This window comes from Flexivirga oryzae, from assembly GCF_014190805.1.
Classification (GTDB): Bacteria; Actinomycetota; Actinomycetes; order Actinomycetales; family Dermatophilaceae; genus Flexivirga; species Flexivirga oryzae.
In genome coordinates this window covers 2518360-2533768 of the sequence record NZ_JACHVQ010000001.1, presented here as the reverse complement: position 1 = coordinate 2533768, position 15409 = coordinate 2518360, and the positions used below count along the sequence as shown (strand labels likewise).

16 protein-coding genes are annotated in these 15409 nt (G+C 69.6%); 12 read left to right on the top strand and 4 right to left on the bottom strand.

Features of this window, described 5'->3' with window-relative positions; translation table 11 throughout:
- Nucleotides 1–4 precede the first annotated feature (4 nt).
- The 3 genes from FHU39_RS11970 to FHU39_RS11960 are packed head-to-tail and all read right to left on the bottom strand — an operon-like array spanning nucleotide 5 to nucleotide 2738.
- Nucleotides 5–931: a hexose kinase gene (locus tag FHU39_RS11970; protein ID WP_183320585.1), complete on the bottom strand. Its 927-nt coding sequence runs from the start codon at nucleotides 929–931 to the stop codon at nucleotides 5–7.
- Nucleotides 928–1854 (bottom strand): ROK family protein, encoded by a 927-nt coding sequence (locus FHU39_RS11965; protein ID WP_183320584.1) that lies wholly within the window; start codon nucleotides 1852–1854, stop codon nucleotides 928–930. Before FHU39_RS11965 ends, FHU39_RS11970 begins: the two co-directional genes overlap by 4 nt.
- Nucleotides 1854–2738 (bottom strand): sugar isomerase, encoded by an 885-nt coding sequence (locus tag FHU39_RS11960; RefSeq protein WP_183320583.1) that lies wholly within the window; start codon nucleotides 2736–2738, stop codon nucleotides 1854–1856. The genes FHU39_RS11965 and FHU39_RS11960 overlap by 1 nt, the downstream gene beginning before the upstream one ends.
- Nucleotides 2739–2916: 178 nt before the next feature.
- Between FHU39_RS11960 and nagA the strand changes: the two genes are divergently transcribed.
- Genes nagA through trmD form a run of 3 tightly spaced genes read left to right on the top strand, consistent with a single transcriptional unit; the run spans nucleotide 2917 to nucleotide 5737 of the window.
- The gene (gene nagA / locus FHU39_RS11955; protein ID WP_183320582.1) at nucleotides 2917–4026 is read left to right on the top strand and encodes an N-acetylglucosamine-6-phosphate deacetylase; all 1110 of its coding nucleotides are present in this window, start codon (nucleotides 2917–2919) and stop codon (nucleotides 4024–4026) included.
- Nucleotides 4023–4547, top strand: a complete 525-nt coding sequence (gene rimM, locus FHU39_RS11950; protein ID WP_183320581.1) for a ribosome maturation factor RimM — start codon at nucleotides 4023–4025, stop codon at nucleotides 4545–4547. Before nagA ends, rimM begins: the two co-directional genes overlap by 4 nt.
- A gap of 2 nt (nucleotides 4548–4549) precedes the next feature.
- Nucleotides 4550–5737, top strand: coding sequence for a tRNA (guanosine(37)-N1)-methyltransferase TrmD (trmD, locus tag FHU39_RS11945; protein ID WP_183320580.1), 1188 nt, complete (start codon nucleotides 4550–4552; stop codon nucleotides 5735–5737).
- Nucleotides 5738–5826: 89 nt separating this feature from the next.
- Here the strand turns inward: trmD and FHU39_RS11940 are convergent, their stop codons facing one another.
- The gene (locus FHU39_RS11940) at nucleotides 5827–7725 is read right to left on the bottom strand and encodes a DUF5107 domain-containing protein (protein WP_183320579.1); all 1899 of its coding nucleotides are present in this window, start codon (nucleotides 7723–7725) and stop codon (nucleotides 5827–5829) included.
- Between the two features lie 206 nt (nucleotides 7726–7931).
- Between FHU39_RS11940 and ngcE the strand changes: the two genes are divergently transcribed.
- From ngcE to FHU39_RS11895, 9 genes are all read left to right on the top strand, one after another.
- Nucleotides 7932–9359 carry an N-acetylglucosamine/diacetylchitobiose ABC transporter substrate-binding protein gene (gene ngcE, locus FHU39_RS11935; protein ID WP_183320578.1) on the top strand — a complete coding sequence of 476 codons (1428 nt, stop codon included), beginning with the start codon at nucleotides 7932–7934 and terminating at the stop codon, nucleotides 9357–9359.
- The gene (locus FHU39_RS11930) at nucleotides 9356–10339 is read left to right on the top strand and encodes a carbohydrate ABC transporter permease (protein WP_343065844.1); all 984 of its coding nucleotides are present in this window, start codon (nucleotides 9356–9358) and stop codon (nucleotides 10337–10339) included. Before ngcE ends, FHU39_RS11930 begins: the two co-directional genes overlap by 4 nt.
- A 92-nt stretch (nucleotides 10340–10431) precedes the next feature.
- Entirely contained in the window at nucleotides 10432–11283 is an 852-nt protein-coding gene (locus FHU39_RS11925) for a carbohydrate ABC transporter permease (protein ID WP_183321028.1), read from the top strand.
- 195 nt (nucleotides 11284–11478) lie between these two features.
- The gene (gene rplS, locus FHU39_RS11920; protein WP_183320577.1) at nucleotides 11479–11844 is read left to right on the top strand and encodes a 50S ribosomal protein L19; all 366 of its coding nucleotides are present in this window, start codon (nucleotides 11479–11481) and stop codon (nucleotides 11842–11844) included.
- A gap of 17 nt (nucleotides 11845–11861) precedes the next feature.
- Nucleotides 11862–12551, top strand: coding sequence for a signal peptidase I (lepB, locus tag FHU39_RS11915; RefSeq protein ID WP_183320576.1), 690 nt, complete (start codon nucleotides 11862–11864; stop codon nucleotides 12549–12551).
- The gene (gene lepB / locus FHU39_RS11910) at nucleotides 12548–13396 is read left to right on the top strand and encodes a signal peptidase I (protein ID WP_343065842.1); all 849 of its coding nucleotides are present in this window, start codon (nucleotides 12548–12550) and stop codon (nucleotides 13394–13396) included. Before lepB (FHU39_RS11915) ends, lepB (FHU39_RS11910) begins: the two co-directional genes overlap by 4 nt.
- Nucleotides 13397–13409: 13 nt before the next feature.
- Nucleotides 13410–14240, top strand: coding sequence for a signal peptidase I (lepB, locus tag FHU39_RS11905; RefSeq protein WP_183320575.1), 831 nt, complete (start codon nucleotides 13410–13412; stop codon nucleotides 14238–14240).
- Nucleotides 14237–15010 carry a ribonuclease HII gene (locus FHU39_RS11900; protein WP_343065841.1) on the top strand — a complete coding sequence of 258 codons (774 nt, stop codon included), beginning with the start codon at nucleotides 14237–14239 and terminating at the stop codon, nucleotides 15008–15010. The genes lepB (FHU39_RS11905) and FHU39_RS11900 overlap by 4 nt, the downstream gene beginning before the upstream one ends.
- A complete protein-coding gene (locus FHU39_RS11895; protein WP_183320573.1) occupies nucleotides 15000–15305 on the top strand; it encodes a DUF2469 domain-containing protein in 306 nt (101 codons plus the stop codon). The genes FHU39_RS11900 and FHU39_RS11895 overlap by 11 nt, the downstream gene beginning before the upstream one ends.
- The last annotated feature ends 104 nt before the right edge of the window (nucleotides 15306–15409 follow it).

Here is a 15409-nt window from a genome sequence, read left to right as displayed (position 1 = left end):
CCGGTTACCTCTGCTCGATGATGGTGCGCGCCTCGTGGGAGGCGGCGATGACGGGGTCGAGCTCGCCTGCGGTCGGCATCGGGATGGCCGCTGCCGCCCACGCGGCCGCGCGTCGCAGGCGGGACGGCCAGTCCAGCCCGGCCACGATCGCCGCGGCGAGTCCGGCGGTGAACGCGTCACCGGCGCCGGTCGGATTGCCCGACAGCACCGTGGCAGCAGTCGCGACGAACCGGCCGTCACCGGTCCGCGCCGCGACACCCCCCGAGCCGCGGGTGATGACGACCTCCGCCGCACCCAGCGCATGCAGCTCCTCTGCAGCGGCGAAGACGTCGTCGACGGAGCCGGTTCCGTACCCGGTCGTGGCGGACGCTTCGTGCTCGTTGATCTTCACGATGTCCGGGCGTGCGTGCAGCGCTGCGACCAGTTGTTCGCCGTCGCAGTCCAGGATCACCGGCGTCCCGCTCTCGTGCGCGATCGAGACCAGCTGCCCGTAGGCGTCGCTCGGGATGCCGTCGGGCACACTCCCGGACAGGGTGACGAGCTCCGCCTGCTCGGCAAGATCGGCGAAAACGTCTCTGAACGTTGCCCACTCGTCAGCGGTCAGCGCCGGCCCGGGTTCGTTCAGGACGGTTGCCTCACCGGCGCCGTCCACGACGGTGACGGTCTGCCGCGTGGCCGCGGCGATCGGTGTCAACCGGTGCGCGACGCCGGCCCCGTCGAGACCGGCCGCGAGCTCGGTGCCGATGCTGTCGCCGACCGGGCCGGTCACGAGCGCGTCGACACCCTGTTGGTGCAACACGGCGGCGACGTTGATGCCCTTGCCGCCGGCGCGGCGACGCACCCAGCGCACCCGGTGCGAGGCGCCGGGGCGCAGCGCGCCCACGGTGTAGGTCACGTCCAGGGCGGGGTTGAGACAGACCGCGAGGATCACGCGCCGTGCTCCGATCCGGCTGTGCGGGCAAGGATCCCGGCGCCGAGCAGGCCGGCGCGGGCGCCGAGCGGTGACGCGACGAGTTCGGGTGCGGAGCGCCACGGCATCCCGGCGGCCAGCGCCTGCGCGGTGGGTATGACGAGCGCGGCGCCCGCCTGGGCGAGGCCGCCGGCGAGCACGATGCGCGCCGGGTCGGTGAGCAGCGCGCCGCACACGAGCGCGCGGGCCAGGGTGTCGGTGACCACCTGCCACACCGCCGATGCGTCCGGTTCGGTGCCGAGACGCGCCACGATCTCGGCTGCGTCGAGCTCGCGACCGGTGCGTTCGGCATACAGTCGGGAGACGCCGCGAGCAGAGGCGAACATTTCGGTGCAGCCGAATGCCCCGCAACGGCAACGGGTTTGCGGGTCGCCGACCGGGATGTGTCCGATCTCCCCGGGTGTGCCGGTCGCGCCACGGACAATGCGGCCACCCGCGACGACCACCGACGCGATGCCGGTGCCGAGGACGACGATCAGCGCGTCGTCGACACCGACCGCCGCACCGGCGGTCAGCTCGGCGAGGCCGGCGGCGTGCACGTCGTGGCCGATGGCGGTCGGCACCGCGAGCGCGGAGCTCACGACGTCACGCAGCGGCGCGTCGTGCCAGCCGATGTTGCTGGCGTAACGGGCGATCCCGGCCGCCGGGTCGACCACGCCGGGGACGACGACGCCGGCGGCCTGCACGGGCGTGCCCGCCTGGGCGGCCTCGGTCGCGCGGTCGCTCGCGAGGTCGCGGATGGCGGCCAGGACCGCATCCGGCCCGTCCGGGAACGGCGTCGGAACCGTCCGGCGCAGGCGCTCGGAGCCGTCGTCGTCGAGGACGGCGGCCTTGATCGAGGTGCCGCCGACGTCGACGGCGAGCACCGGGCCCGTGATCGCCACTACGCCAGGATGATCGAACGGGTCAGCGCGCGCGGCTCGTCGGGGTTCTTGCCCGCCGCTTCGGCCAGGGCCACCGCGACCCGCTGCGCGCTGGTCAGGCTGGCCATCGGGTCGAGGTCACTGTGCACCAGCGTCGCACCGGTGGCGGCGACCTGGTCGGCAAGCCCGACCGGAACGTCGCCGAAGACCCAGACGACGGAACGCTGGTCGACGATGCTGATCGGTCCGTGGCGGAACTCCATCGCCGGGTAGGACTCGGTCCAGGCCTGTGCGGCCTCGCGCAGCTTGAGCGCGGCCTCGTTGGCCAGGCCGACGGTCCAACCGTCCCCGAGGAAGCTGAACTGGGTGGCCGCGACCCATTCGTCGGCGAGCGGGGTGGCCAGCTCGGTCTCGGCGTCCTTGATGGCGGCGGTCAGGTCCTCGCCGAGCGCCGCGCGCCACCAGGCCAGCACGCCGGTCGCGAACCGGGTCTGCACGACCGACTGCTCGTCGGCGAAGCCGAGCAGCACGTGGTGCGTCGCGAGCGGCACGACCGGGTGCTCGGCCTCGGTGGTGAGCACCGTCGAACGCTGCCCGGGGCCGAGCCTGCGCAGCAGGTCGATCACCTCGGTCGTCGTGCCCGAGCGGGTGATCGCGATGACCAGGTCGTAGCTGCGGTCGGTGGGGAACTGGGAGGCCGCGAACGCGTCCGTCTCGCCCTCACCCGCCTGCTCGCGCAGCACGGCCGCGGACTGTGCCATGAACCAGGAGGTCCCGCAGCCCACGATCGCGACGCGTTCGCCCTTGGCGGGCAGCGCCGCGGCGGACTCGGCGGTCGCCGCCAGCTCCGCGGCACGTGCCCACACCTCGGGCTGGGTGGTGATCTCGGCGGCGACGTATGACACGGTCGGGCTCCTTCGGGTGCGGCTGACTGCTCACCCGGAGGTGAACGAATGATGGTTTATGCGTGATTCATCGGAGTTTAGCGCATCTTCGGTCACTTGCGCGGTGATTCGGCCGGCTCTCCGGCGTTGGGGTGGCGCGCTGTGCCCCCGCCGGGGCCCGTGGTGTTCGATTGGCACCATGAGCAACCTTGTGCTGAGCGGTGCCCGGGTGCTGGCACCGGACGGTGTCGTGGCGGGCTCCCTGTCGATCGACGACGGGCGGATCACCGCCCTGGACGCGGGCGGCGCGGCCGGAGGTATGGCGCTCGACGGCGCGCTCGTGGTGCCCGGTTTCGTCGACCTCCACGTGCACGGCGGCGGCGGTCACGACATGACGTCCTCGGCGCAGGACATGGCCGACGCCGTCGCGTTCCATCGCGGGCACGGCACGACCACGACCCTGGTGTCGCTGGTGACCGCACCGGTGGACGCGCTGTGCGAGCAGCTGGGCTGGGCCGCCGACCTGGCCGACGCGGGGGAGATCGCCGGCGCGCACCTCGAAGGACCGTTCCTCTCCCACGTCCGCTGCGGCGCACAGAATCCCGATCACCTGCTGGAGCCGGACCTCGATGCGTTCGACCGGATGGTGGCGGCCGCGCGCGGGCACCTGAAGGTCATCACGATCGCGCCCGAGCTGCCGGGTGCGCTCGACCTGGTGGACGCGGCGGTGCGGGCCGGCGTGATCGCCGCGGTCGGTCACACGGATGCGTCATACGAGCAGGCGACCGCGGCGTTCGAGCACGGCGCCACCTTGGCCACCCACCTGTTCAACGGCATGCGCCCGATCCATCACCGCGAGCCGGGACCGGTCCTGGCCAGCCTGGACGCGGGCGTGCCCTGCGAGACGATCAACGACGGCATCCACCTGCACCCCGCGGTGCTGCGCGAGGTGCTCGCACGCGGCAGCGACCGGCTGGTGCTGATCACCGACGCGATCGACGCCACGGGTGTGGGTGACGGCGAGTACGTGCTCGGCGGCCAGCGGGTGTGGGTCGAGGACGGAGCCGCCCGGCTCGCCAACGGGTCGCTGGCCGGCAGCTCGCTCACCATGGACAACGCCTTCGCCAGGGCCGTCCGCGACGGCGTCCCCGTCGAGGTCGCCTCTGCCGCGGCCTCGGCCAATCCGGCACGGGTGCTCGGCCTCGGCGACCGCGGCAGCCTGGCGGTGGGCTCCCGCGCCGATCTGGTGGTCCTGGACGCCGACCACACGGTCCAGCGCGTCATGCGCGCCGGCGAGTGGGTGGCATGAAGACCGAGACCGACGACGTCGTCGTCGCACGCATCGGCAAGCCGCACGGCCTGAAGGGCGAGGTGACGGTCCGGTTGCACACCGACGCACCCGACGACCGCTTCGTCGTCGGCACCGCGTTCGCGACCGACCCGGCCGCGACCGGGCCGCTCACGCTGCGAACCCATCGTGTGCACAACGGGATCCACCTGCTGTCCTTCGAGGAGGCGACCGACCGCACCGCCGCGGAAGCGCTGCGCGGCACCCGCCTGCTGATGTCCGCGGACGACACCGAGGAGGACGACGCCTGGTATGCCGAGGACCTCGTCGGCCTCGACGTGGTCGACCCGGACGGACACCCGCTCGGCACGGTCGTCGAGCTGCACGACCGGCCGGTGCAGGACCTGCTCGAGGTGCGGCTCACGAACGGGCGCACCGGCTACGTGCCCTTCGTCGAACAGATCGTCCCGGTCGTCGACCTCGAGGCCGGCCAGATCGTCGTCGATGCACCACCCGGGCTGTTCGACCTGACGGAGCAGTGACCGTGCGCATCGACGTCGTGTCCATCTTCCCCGACTACCTCGCGCCGCTCGACCTGTCGCTGATCGGCAAGGCCCGCCGCGACGGCCTGATCGAGCTGCAGGTGCACGACCTGCGCGCGTTCACCCACGACCGGCACCGCACCGTCGACGACACCCCGTACGGCGGCGGCGCCGGCATGGTGATGAAGCCGGAGCCCTGGGCCGAGGCACTGGATCATGTGGCAGCGCAGACCGACTCGCGGCCGACGCTGATCATCCCCGGCCCGGGCGGGCAGCGTCTCGACCAGGCGCTGGCCCGGGAACTGGCCCGCCGCGACCACCTCGTCTTCGCCTGCGGCCGCTACGAGGGCATCGACGAGCGCGTCTACGACTACGCCGCGCGGGACTTCGACGTGCGCATCGTCTCCCTCGGCGACTACGTGCTCAACGGCGGGGAAGTGGCGGCGCTCGCGGTCATCGAGGCCGTCGCCCGGCTCGTGCCGGGTGTGATCGGCAACGCCGACTCGCTCGTCGAGGAGTCGCACGAGGACGGGCTGCTCGAATACCCCGTCTACACCAAACCCGAGCACTGGCAAGGACGTTCGGTGCCCGAGGTGTTGTTGTCCGGCGACCACGGACGGATCGCCGCCTGGCGGCACGAGCAGCGGCTGCAGCGCACCGCGGCCCGCCGGCCAGACCTGTTGCCACGCGCCGCGGCGGCGGGCGCGGAACAACTGGCGATCGCGGTCGCCGCGCCAGCGGACATCGGCGAGCTGCTCACCATGACGCACGCCTGCTGGCTCAAGGAGGGCATCGCCAACCGGACCCTGCAGATCCCGGCACAGCACGAGACGCTGCAGTCCCTGACCGAGTCGCTGCGCGACTGGACGACGTATGCCGCTCGCATCGACGGCCGTCTGGTCGGCTCGGTGCGCGGCCGGCTGCAGGACGGTCCGGCCGGAGCGGGCACCGACTGGCACATCGGACGGCTCATGGTCGCCCCGGACCTGCACGGCCGGGGTTTCGGCCGCGCGCTGCTGGAGTTCATCCAGGGGGCGGCGCCGGCGGCGGCCGCGTCATACAGCCTGATGACGGGCGCCGGCAGCGAGGACAACCAGCGGATGTACCGCCGCGCCGGGTTCCGGATCGTGACCCGCGACGACCCGCCGGGCACCGTCACACTCTCCAAGCGCCGCTCCGCCACCGATTGACCGGCATACCCGTGCATTGAGCGGCATACCGAATCCGCCGAAATTCGTATGCCGGTCAATGCGGTGGTCTGCCGGTCGATGAAGAAGCGTCAGCCGGTCATGCTGAAGTCGAGCGCCTCCGGGAGCGGCCGGTCGGGGCAGACCTCACGCCACAGGTCCCCGATGACACGGTCGCCCTCGGCGAGGTCGGGCACCTCCAGATCGACGAGCAGCGCGGCGGCCTCGTTGTCGCGGCCGAGCGCGTGCAGTGCGCGGGCTCGCAGCAACCGGGTGCGGCCGTGCTCGCGCAACGACGGCCCTGTCGCGTCGATGGCGGCCAGCGCCTGTTCGGCGTGCCCGGTGTCGAGCAGCAGCCGGACCTGTTCGGTGAGCAGGCCGCGGCTCTGCGGGTCGAGTTCGCGGGCCCGGGCATACAGCGCAGCCGCGGCGCCCGGGTCGTCGCTCAGGATCGCCAGGCCGCGCAGCGCGACGGCGCTCGGGCGGAGGGCGATGCTGTCTCGGTAATGCCGGGTCGCGTCGGTGGTGTCGCCGTCGAGATGTGCGGCCACCCCGAGCGCGTAGGAGCGCCACCAGCCCGCCGGGGCGGTGTCGATCGCGGCCCGCCAGCGAGGAGAGACGGGCGGCAGCAGCGGCTCGTCGATCGCGTCGCCGGCGAGGACCGCGGCACCCAGTCGGCTGTCGTCGTCGACGTCCGGGAACACGACGCCGGACGGCGCGCCATCGCCACGCAGGGCCAATTCGACCCGGCCCCAACCGGATCCGGTCGCGACAAGCTCTGCTGGTGGGACTGTCGCGAAGTCACGCAGCCACCGCTCGTGCCACGCCTCCAGATCGGCGACGGGCACCGCAGCCGCGACGGAGTCCGCCGCAGCTGCCGCTGCTTCCTCGAACGGACCGGCCACGACGGCCGGGTCGAGCTCTGCCGGGCCGAACGCCTCGGTCCAGGACCGCTCCGACGCGCCGTCGATCAGATCGTGCTCCAACTGCGTCGCGCAGACGCCGGCCTGGATCTCGGCATACCTCTGGTCGCCGACCAGCCAGCGCTGCCACCGGCGGCCGCCCGGTGCGTGGCCCCAGAGGAACAGCTTGCGGCCGCGCAACTCGGCGGTCGACGTCTGGGCGAAGCCGGTGCCGTCCGGTTCGACGGCCGTGATCGACCGTCCGGCCTGGTCAGCCACGTCGAAGAAGTAGTCGGCCGATGCGGACGAGGCCGCCGGGTAGCTGATGTCCACCGGGCCCTCCGGGTGCGGCACCGGCACCAGGTCCAGCGACCCGGAGTAGCTGGTGCGCCAGGCGTGGGTGGCGGGAGTCAGCACCCGGGTGCCGGGCGTCTCCGGGACGGCGATGTTGGTCCAGTAGTACAGCGGTTTGGGCTCCGGGTCCGGGTTGATCACCCGGGTGGACGCGAGCAGCCGGTCGCCGGCCAGCGTCAGGTCGATGACCAGGACCAGGTCACGGGTGCGCTCCCACTCCCACAGCCGCAGCGCCTGCCCGGTGGGGGAGTCGACCACGGCGGCGTGCATCGGCCGGCAGGTGGTGGTCGCGTGCCCGGTGGAGCCGAGGTTCCACTCGATGCCGCCGGCGAACCACGCGTCGGTCAGGGCGAAACCGGCGAACCGCAGCCGTTCCGGCACCAGCAACAGCTCCCGGTCGGCCCGCAGGTCGCGCAGCGACCAGACCCGCCCGCCCAGCGTCGGCAGCACGGTCGCACGCAGGATGCCGTTGTCGAGAGTGACAGCCGGCAGGTCCCGTCGACGGTCGCCCCGGTCGTAGTCGGACTGCACGCCATACGGCAGGGGACTGCGCAGGCGACCACGCGCCACCCGCGCCCGCATCTGCGGGGAGGCGTCGGCCCCGACGGAGCTCGTCGTCATCGCCCGGATCGGCCGGTATGCCGGCAGCGTGCTGTCGGGGCCAGGATTCGAGCCGGTGACGGCGAGGCGAGTAGCCCGGACAACCGTGGGTGGGGCAGAGTCGATGAGGTGCATGTGGGCCTCGGAGCTGGTTGGGGTGCCGACTCGTCGGTCACGGTCGGAGGTCAGCGTGCTGTTGCAAATTTGTGATTGTTTATGCGCCGAAAGACGCACATACTGGCAAAACTAATCATATTGTGTGGGGCGTGCAGTCGCCGGCCGCACGGCCGGACCACGCAGAGACTGTGCCTTGGCAATGAATAACTGGAGGTAACGCGGCCATGACTCAAATCGACTCCAAGGTCAACCGGCGGACGGTCATGCGCACCGCTCTGGCGGCCGGCCTGGCACTGCCGGTCGGGGGCGCCCTCGCGTCCTGCGCCGGCGGTGGCAGCAGTGGGACCGGGAGCGGCGGTGGCAGCACGGCGGCCACGGGCAAGACCTCGTCCGACAACCCGTTCGGATTCTCCGCGAAGAGCACCGTCGACGCGGTGATCTTCAACGGCGGTTACGGCACCGACTACGTCAGCTTCGCGGGCAAGGTCCTCGAGAAGAAGTGGTCGGGCAGCAAGGTCAAGGTGTCTCCGTCGACGCAGATCGCGCAGCAGTTGCAGCCGCGTTTCGTCAGCGGCAACCCGCCGGACCTGGTCGACGACTCCGGTGCGAACGCCATCGGCATCAACACGATCGCCAGCAAGCTGGAGGACCTCAGCTCGGTGCTCGACGCCAACAACCTGGAGGGCACCAAGATCTCCGACTCGCTCTACCCGGGTGTGCGCGAGCGCGGCCTGGTCGGCGACAAGATGCTCGTCCTCAACTACGTGATGACGATCTACGGACTCTGGTACTCCGCGAGCCTGTTCGAGCAGAACGGCTGGACCGCGCCGAAGACCTGGGACGACCTGCTCGACCTGGGCGCCAAGGCCAAGACGAAGAAGAAGTACCTGTTCGTCTGGGGTAAGGAAGCCGCCACCTACTACCAGACGCTGTGCATGGACTCGGCGATCAAGGAGGGCGGCGACGAGATGCGTCTCGCGCTGGAGAACCTCAAGCCGAAGTGCTGGTCGATGCCCGCGATCCAGGGCGTGTTCGCCAAGCTGGAGAAGATCATCAAGTCCGGTTACATGAAGCCCGGTGGCGCCGGCACGCAGTTCACCCAGGCACAGGCGCAGTGGAGCAACGACGAGTCCGGCATCCTCTACCCGTCCGGGTCGTGGATCGAGAACGAAATGAAGTCCCAGACCAAGAAGGGCTTCAAGATGACCGGCATCCCGGAGCCGACGCTGACCTCGTCCAGCAAGATGCCGTACGAGGCGCTCAACGCCGCACCGGGCGAGCAGTTCATCGTCCCGAGCCAGGCCAAGAACGTCGCCGGCGGCAAGGAGCTGCTGCGGGCGATGCTGTCCAAGGAGGCCGCGACCAACTTCGCCAAGACGAAGCTGGCCCCGACCATCGTCAAGGGCACCGTCCCGTCCAGCGGCTTCGGGTCGACCGCGCTGCAGTCGCAGATCAAGATGCTGGACGGCGCCGGTGACAACGTCTTCAACATCCGCTTCGTCGACCTCTACGGCACCAACCCGGACATGCTGGTCCCCTGGAACAGCTTCCTGTCCGGGCAACTGGACGCCAAGGGCCTGACCAGCGCACTGCAGCAGATCACCGACAAGGTGGCGAACGACTCCTCCGTCAAGAAGGTCGAGATCAAGTGACCGGACTCCCGGTTGCCGCGCCTGTCACCAGCCCCAAGCGGGCTGGTGGCAGGCGCGTTCGTCCGTCCCGCATCGGCTTCCTGCTGGTGACGATCGGACTGCCGATGGTCATCTACATCGGCTTGGTCATCTGGCCGTTCATCCAGGCGATCTACTACTCGCTGACCGACTGGGGCGGCTTCACGTCGACGATGAACTTCATCGGACTGGACAACTACACCTACATCTTCGGCGACGACATCTTCCGCAAGACGATCCGCAACAACATCATCCTGGCGATCGTGGTGCCGTTCCTGACCGTCGTCCTGAGCTTCCTGCTGGCCACCATGGTGACCGTCGGCGGCTCCAGCACCGGTGCGGTCCGTGGTCTGAAGGGCTCGAACATCTACCGGGTCGTGTCGTTCTTCCCCTACACGATCCCCGCGATCGTCATCGGCGTGATCTGGGCACAGATCTACGACCCGTCCAAGGGCATGCTCAACGGTGTGCTGACCCACCTGCCGTTCGGCTGGGGGAACAACTTCGAGTCGTTCGCCTGGCTGGGCGAGGTCAAGTCGGCGATGCCGGCCTCGGTGTTCGTGATCATCTGGGGTTTCGTCGGGTTCTACATGGTGCTGTTCGTCGCGGCCATCAAGAGCATCCCCGCCGAGTTGTATGACGCCGCGCGCATCGACGGCGCCGGGCGCCTGCGGAGCATGTGGTCGGTGACGCTGCCGATGGTGCGCGAGACCGTGCAGACGGCATACGTCTATCTGGGCGTGGTGGCACTGGACGCGTTCGTCTACATGGCGGCGCTGAACCCGACCGGCGGCCCCAGCAACTCGACCTACACGATCTCGCAGGACCTCTACAAGACCGCCTTCACCGAAGGACACTTCGGCCGCGCCAGCGCGATGGGTGTGGTGCTCGCCGTGCTCACGCTCGCCTTCGCGGGCATCGTGTTCGGCGTCAACCGGTTGATCGCCGGGAGGGAACAGTGAGCTCCAACATCAACCTGACCAAGCCGTCCGGGCCGGAGCCTTCCGCGGACGCCTCGGGCCAGCCACCGGCGCCGACCGGCCGCCCGGTCACGGTGCGCCGGCGCGGGTCGGGCGAACTCGCGATCGTCATCTGCTCGCACATCGTCCTGATCTTCTGGGCGCTCATCGTCATCCTGCCGCTGGTCTGGACGTTCTTCTCGTCCTCGCGCTCCACGAGCGAGATCTTCAAGGGTCCGTGGGAGATGCCCCACGACTTCTGGGGCAACCTGACCAGCAACTTCTCCTCGGCGTGGAACGACTCCGGCCTGGGCCGCGACCTGCTCAACACCGTCATCGTGGTGACCATCGCGCTGGTCCTGGTGATGGCGCTGGGGTCGATGTGCGCCTACTCGTTGTCGCGGTTCCCGTTCCGGGGCAGCCGGTTCATCTACTACCTGATCCTGGCCGGCAACACCTTCCCGATCTTCCTGGCGATCGTGCCGTTGTTCTTCGTGCTGAAGAACATCGGGCTGCTCAACACCTTCCCGGGCCTGATCCTGACGTATGTCGCCTTCGCCTTCCCGTTCACCGTCTTCTTCCTCTACCCGTTCTTCCGGGCGCTGCCCGCGGAGATCATGGAGGCCGCCGAGCTGGACGGTGCCGGCGACTGGCGGACGTTCATCCAGGTGATGCTGCCGATGGCCAAGCCGGGCATCGCGGCGGTGGCGATCTTCAACTTCCTCGGCCTGTGGAACCAGTTCCTGCTGCCGGTCGCGTTGAACACCAACGAGAAGAACTACGTGTTGTCGCAGGGCATGTACAACTTCGTGTCGTCGGCCGGTTACGAGGTCAACTACGGCGCGATGTTCGCCGGCGTGGTCATCACCGTCGTACCGGTCCTGATCGCCTACATCCTCTTCCAGCGGCAGCTGCAGGGCTCGCTGTCGCAGGGGACGATGAAGTAGTCGCCGAACCGGCCGATTTCGCCGGATCGGCACCTCTCTGGCAGAATTGTCCGAGCGCCGAAACGGTCCCAGCCCCCGCCGCAGGGGGAGTGCGACGGTGAACGATTCACCGAGGCATGTGGCTCCTTGTCCGGACGGTGCACCCGATCCACGGAACGCGGGCGACCTGCGGCGCCTGCAGGAAGAAGCATCACCATGCACAAGTTCGATGAGCTCGACGCTGCCTCGTTGCGCAGCGACATCCCCGAGTTCCGCGCCGGCGACACCGTCAAGGTGCACGTCAAGGTCGTCGAGGGCAACCGCTCCCGTGTCCAGATCTTCCAGGGCGTGGTCATCCGCCGTCACGGTGGCGGGATCGGCGAGACGTTCACCGTCCGCAAGGTGAGCTTCGGTGTGGGTGTCGAGCGCACCTTCCCGGTGCACACCCCGGTCATCGAGAAGATCGAGGTCGCCACCCGCGGTGACGTCCGTCGCGCCAAGCTCTACTACCTGCGTGAGCTGCGCGGCAAGGCCGCCAAGATCAAGGAGAAGCGCGAGACGCCTGCCGCCAAGCAGGCCTGAGCACGCTCCCTGCACGCATGACCGAAGGCGTGGAGCCCTCTGCGGAGGACTCCACGCCTTCGGCATACCCTCCGCGAGCAGCGGGGTCGGGTCGGCGGCTGCGGCGCCGCCGGCGCTGGCTGATCGGCGCCCTGGCCGTGCTGGCGGCCGTCGCGGTGCTGCACGGACTGGTGCTGGAGACGTTCACCGTGCCGTCCGGTTCGATGCAGCCCACGCTGTGGCGCGGCGACCGCATCCTGGTCGACAAGGTGCACGCGCACGACGTCGCCCGCGACGACGTGATCGTCTTCGACGCCACCGACGTCTTCACCCACCCCGGGGACGTGCCACCGTCGGGTCTCGCGGGCCTGCTGCGGTCCGTCGGCGACGTGCTCGGCATACATCTGGGGGAGACGTTGTACGTCAAGCGGGTGATCGGCCTGCCCGGTGACACGGTGGCGGTCGGGCACGACGGGCGGCTGCGGATCAACGGCACGGTGCGTGCCGAGCCGTTCCTCGCCAAGGGTATGACGGCCAGCAACGAACCGTTCTCCGTGCGGGTGCCGGCGGGGCACGTGTTCGTGATGGGCGACAACCGGGTCGCGTCCGACGACTCGCGATCGCACCTGGGTGATCCCGGTGGTGGCATGGTTCCGGTCGACGACATCGTCGGCAAGGTGGTCCTGCGCTACTGGCCCTTAGGTTCGTGGGGGAGACTGCCGACGTGACCGACCACCGAGACGGGGTTTCCACCGACGGCGACGCACCGTCGGGGCCACCCGACGCGATCCGGCTGCCCCGTGCGCCGACGGGTTCCGGTGCGCCGTCGACGTCCTCGGCGTCCGGTGCCGGGGAACGGACCGCGGCCCGGGTGGCACAGCGGGAGCGCCGGGCGAGCACGCCGGGCAGGCGCGCCGGACGCATGCTGCGCGAGACCGCCATCGTCGTGGTGGTGGCGCTGGTGCTGTCACTGCTGATCAAAACCTTCGTGGCGCAGTCGTTCTGGATCCCGTCAGAGTCGATGGAGAACACCCTGGTGCCCGGCGACCGGGTCGTGGTCTCCAAGTTCACGCCCGGCCCGTTCGCCCTCAAACGCGGCGACATCATCGTCTTCCACGACCCCGACCACTGGCTGCAGGAACCGAACGCGAAACGGACCGGCGTGTCCGGCGCGGTGACGTCGGTGCTGCAGTGGATCGGGCTCTACCCGTCCGGCGACAACGACCTCATCAAGCGGGTCATCGGGCTGCCCGGCGACCACGTGAAGTGCTGTAACACGCGCGGACAGATCACGGTCAACGGTGTCGGCCTCTCCGAGCCCTATATTTACCCAGGCGGCGGCACCGACCAGAAGACCTTCTCGGTGACCGTCCCGTCCGGCCGGGTGTGGGTGATGGGGGACAACCGAGGTGACTCCTCCGACTCGCGCTTCCACGACGACGGCACCGGTCGCACCGGTTCGGTGCCGGAGTCGGACATCATCGGCCGGACAGACATGATCGTCTGGCCCGTCAACCGGATGGGCTGGCTGAGCAACTACCCCTCGACATTCGACAAGGTGCCCAAACCGTGAGCGAGCGCAGCGAGTGACTCATCAGACCCAGGGCGAATCGCCGGACCCGACGACGGAGGGTGCGGCGACGAGTCAGGACCGCGACGCGGCCGCGACGCCTGCCGGCGAGCCGGCTGCGTCCGACGACGCGTTGCCGCCGGGCGCCATACCCGAGGACACCCGGCTGCCGAAGGGCAAGTCGCGGTGGGCCTTCACCCGGGAACTCGTGGTGATCGTGGCGATCGCGTTGACGCTCAGCTTCCTGGTGAAGACCTTCCTGGCCCAGCCGTTCTACATCCCGTCGCAGTCGATGGAGAGCACGCTGGACGTCGGTGACCGGATCATCGTCAGCAAGTTCACGCCGCAGCACTCCCCGCTGCACCGCGGCGACGTCATCGTCTTCGAGGACCCGAAGACCTGGGGATCGACACCGCAGCACTCCTCGACCCTGAAACGGGCGGTGTCGGACGCGCTGGTCTTCGTCGGGGTGCTGCCCGGCGGCGGCGAGCACGTCGTGAAACGGATCATCGGCATGCCGGGTGACCACGTCAAGTGCTGCACCAAGGACGGCAAGCTGACGGTCAACGGTGTCGAGATCACCGAGCCCTACATCGACCAGGGCAGCGTGCCCAGCACCATCCCGTTCAACATCACCGTCCCGAAGGACAAGGTCTGGGTGATGGGCGACAACCGCAACGACTCGGCCGACTCGCGGATGCACGACGGCAACAGCGACGGCAAGCTGGGGTCCGTGCCGATGTCGGACATCACCGGCCAGGTCGTGGCGATCGCGTGGCCGATCAGCCGGATCCACGCACTGAAGGACTACAGCAGCGTGTTCGCGAAGGTGCCTGACCCGTCGTGACCGCCCGCACCACCCGCCGTAGCACCGCGCCGCGCAGCAGCAAACCCAGCCTGCGGGTCGAGCGCTCGCTGCAACGCGACGGCTACCGGCTGATCGCCGGGATGGACGAGGTCGGCCGCGGGGCGCTCGCCGGGCCGGTGTCGGTCGGTGTCGTGGTCATCGACGAGCACACCCGGACCGTGCCGCAGGGGGTGAAGGACTCCAAACTGCTGTCGCCGGCCGCCCGGGAGCGGATGGTGCCCGCGGTGCGTCGCTGGGCGACCGACTACGCCGTGGGGCACGCGAGCGCCGCCGAGATCGACACCATCGGCATCATGGCCGCGCTGCGCCTCGCGGGCACGCGGGCGCTCGAGCTGCTGCACGTCATACCCGACCTGGTGGTGCTGGACGGCAACCACGACTGGCTCACCGACCCGGAACGGGACGGGTTGCTCGGGCTGATCTGCGACGGACCGCGCACCCCGCCGGTCACGACGATGATCAAGGCGGACATGAAGTGCTCGTCCGTCGCGGCCGCGTCGGTGCTCGCCAAGGTCGAGCGGGACGGGATGCTGGTGGCCTTCCACGACGACTTCCCGCACTACAACTGGGCGGGCAACAAGGGGTATTCGGCGCCGAACCATCTGGCCGCGATCAAGGTCCACGGACCGTGCGAGCTGCACCGTCGATCGTGGCACCCGTTCAGCGGTGATGCGGCCGTCCCGTCGCCAGCTGCGGCGGGTAGCGTGGACGCAGCAGCGCCAGGGAAGGAGCAGGTGAATGTCCGCTGAGGACCTGGAGAAGTTCGAGACCGAGCAGGAGCTGGCCCTCTACCGCGAATATCGCGACGTGGTGGGGCTGTTCAGCCATGTGGTGGAGACCGAGCGTCGCTTCTACCTGTGCAACGACGTCGACCTGCAGGTGCGCGGGGAGGGCGCCGGCGTCTACTTCGACGTGCGGATGAACGACGCGTGGGTGTGGGACGTCTACCGCACCGCACGGTTCGTCAAGAACGTGCGGGTGATCACGTTCAAGGACGTCAACGTCGAGGAGCTGCCGCCGCGGGAGATCGAGCTTCCGGACTGAGTCGGTCCGGGCTGTACACATCCCCATCCGCCGTCCACACCTGAGGTGTGGAGTCATGGTCAGTTGTATGCCGTGCACCGGAGGCTGGGTGCCGGAGGTGATGT

Coding starts and splice junctions, on each gene's coding strand:
- FHU39_RS11895 (WP_183320573.1), top strand. CDS start 15,000: ATGTCCGCTGAGGACCTGGAGAAGTTCGAGACCGAGCAGGAGCTGGCC.
- lepB (WP_183320576.1), top strand. CDS start 11,862: ATGACCGAAGGCGTGGAGCCCTCTGCGGAGGACTCCACGCCTTCGGCA.
- FHU39_RS11940 (WP_183320579.1), bottom strand. CDS start 7,725: ATGCACCTCATCGACTCTGCCCCACCCACGGTTGTCCGGGCTACTCGC.
- rimM (WP_183320581.1), top strand. CDS start 4,023: ATGAAGACCGAGACCGACGACGTCGTCGTCGCACGCATCGGCAAGCCG.
- ngcE (WP_183320578.1), top strand. CDS start 7,932: ATGACTCAAATCGACTCCAAGGTCAACCGGCGGACGGTCATGCGCACC.
- nagA (WP_183320582.1), top strand. CDS start 2,917: ATGAGCAACCTTGTGCTGAGCGGTGCCCGGGTGCTGGCACCGGACGGT.
- rplS (WP_183320577.1), top strand. CDS start 11,479: ATGCACAAGTTCGATGAGCTCGACGCTGCCTCGTTGCGCAGCGACATC.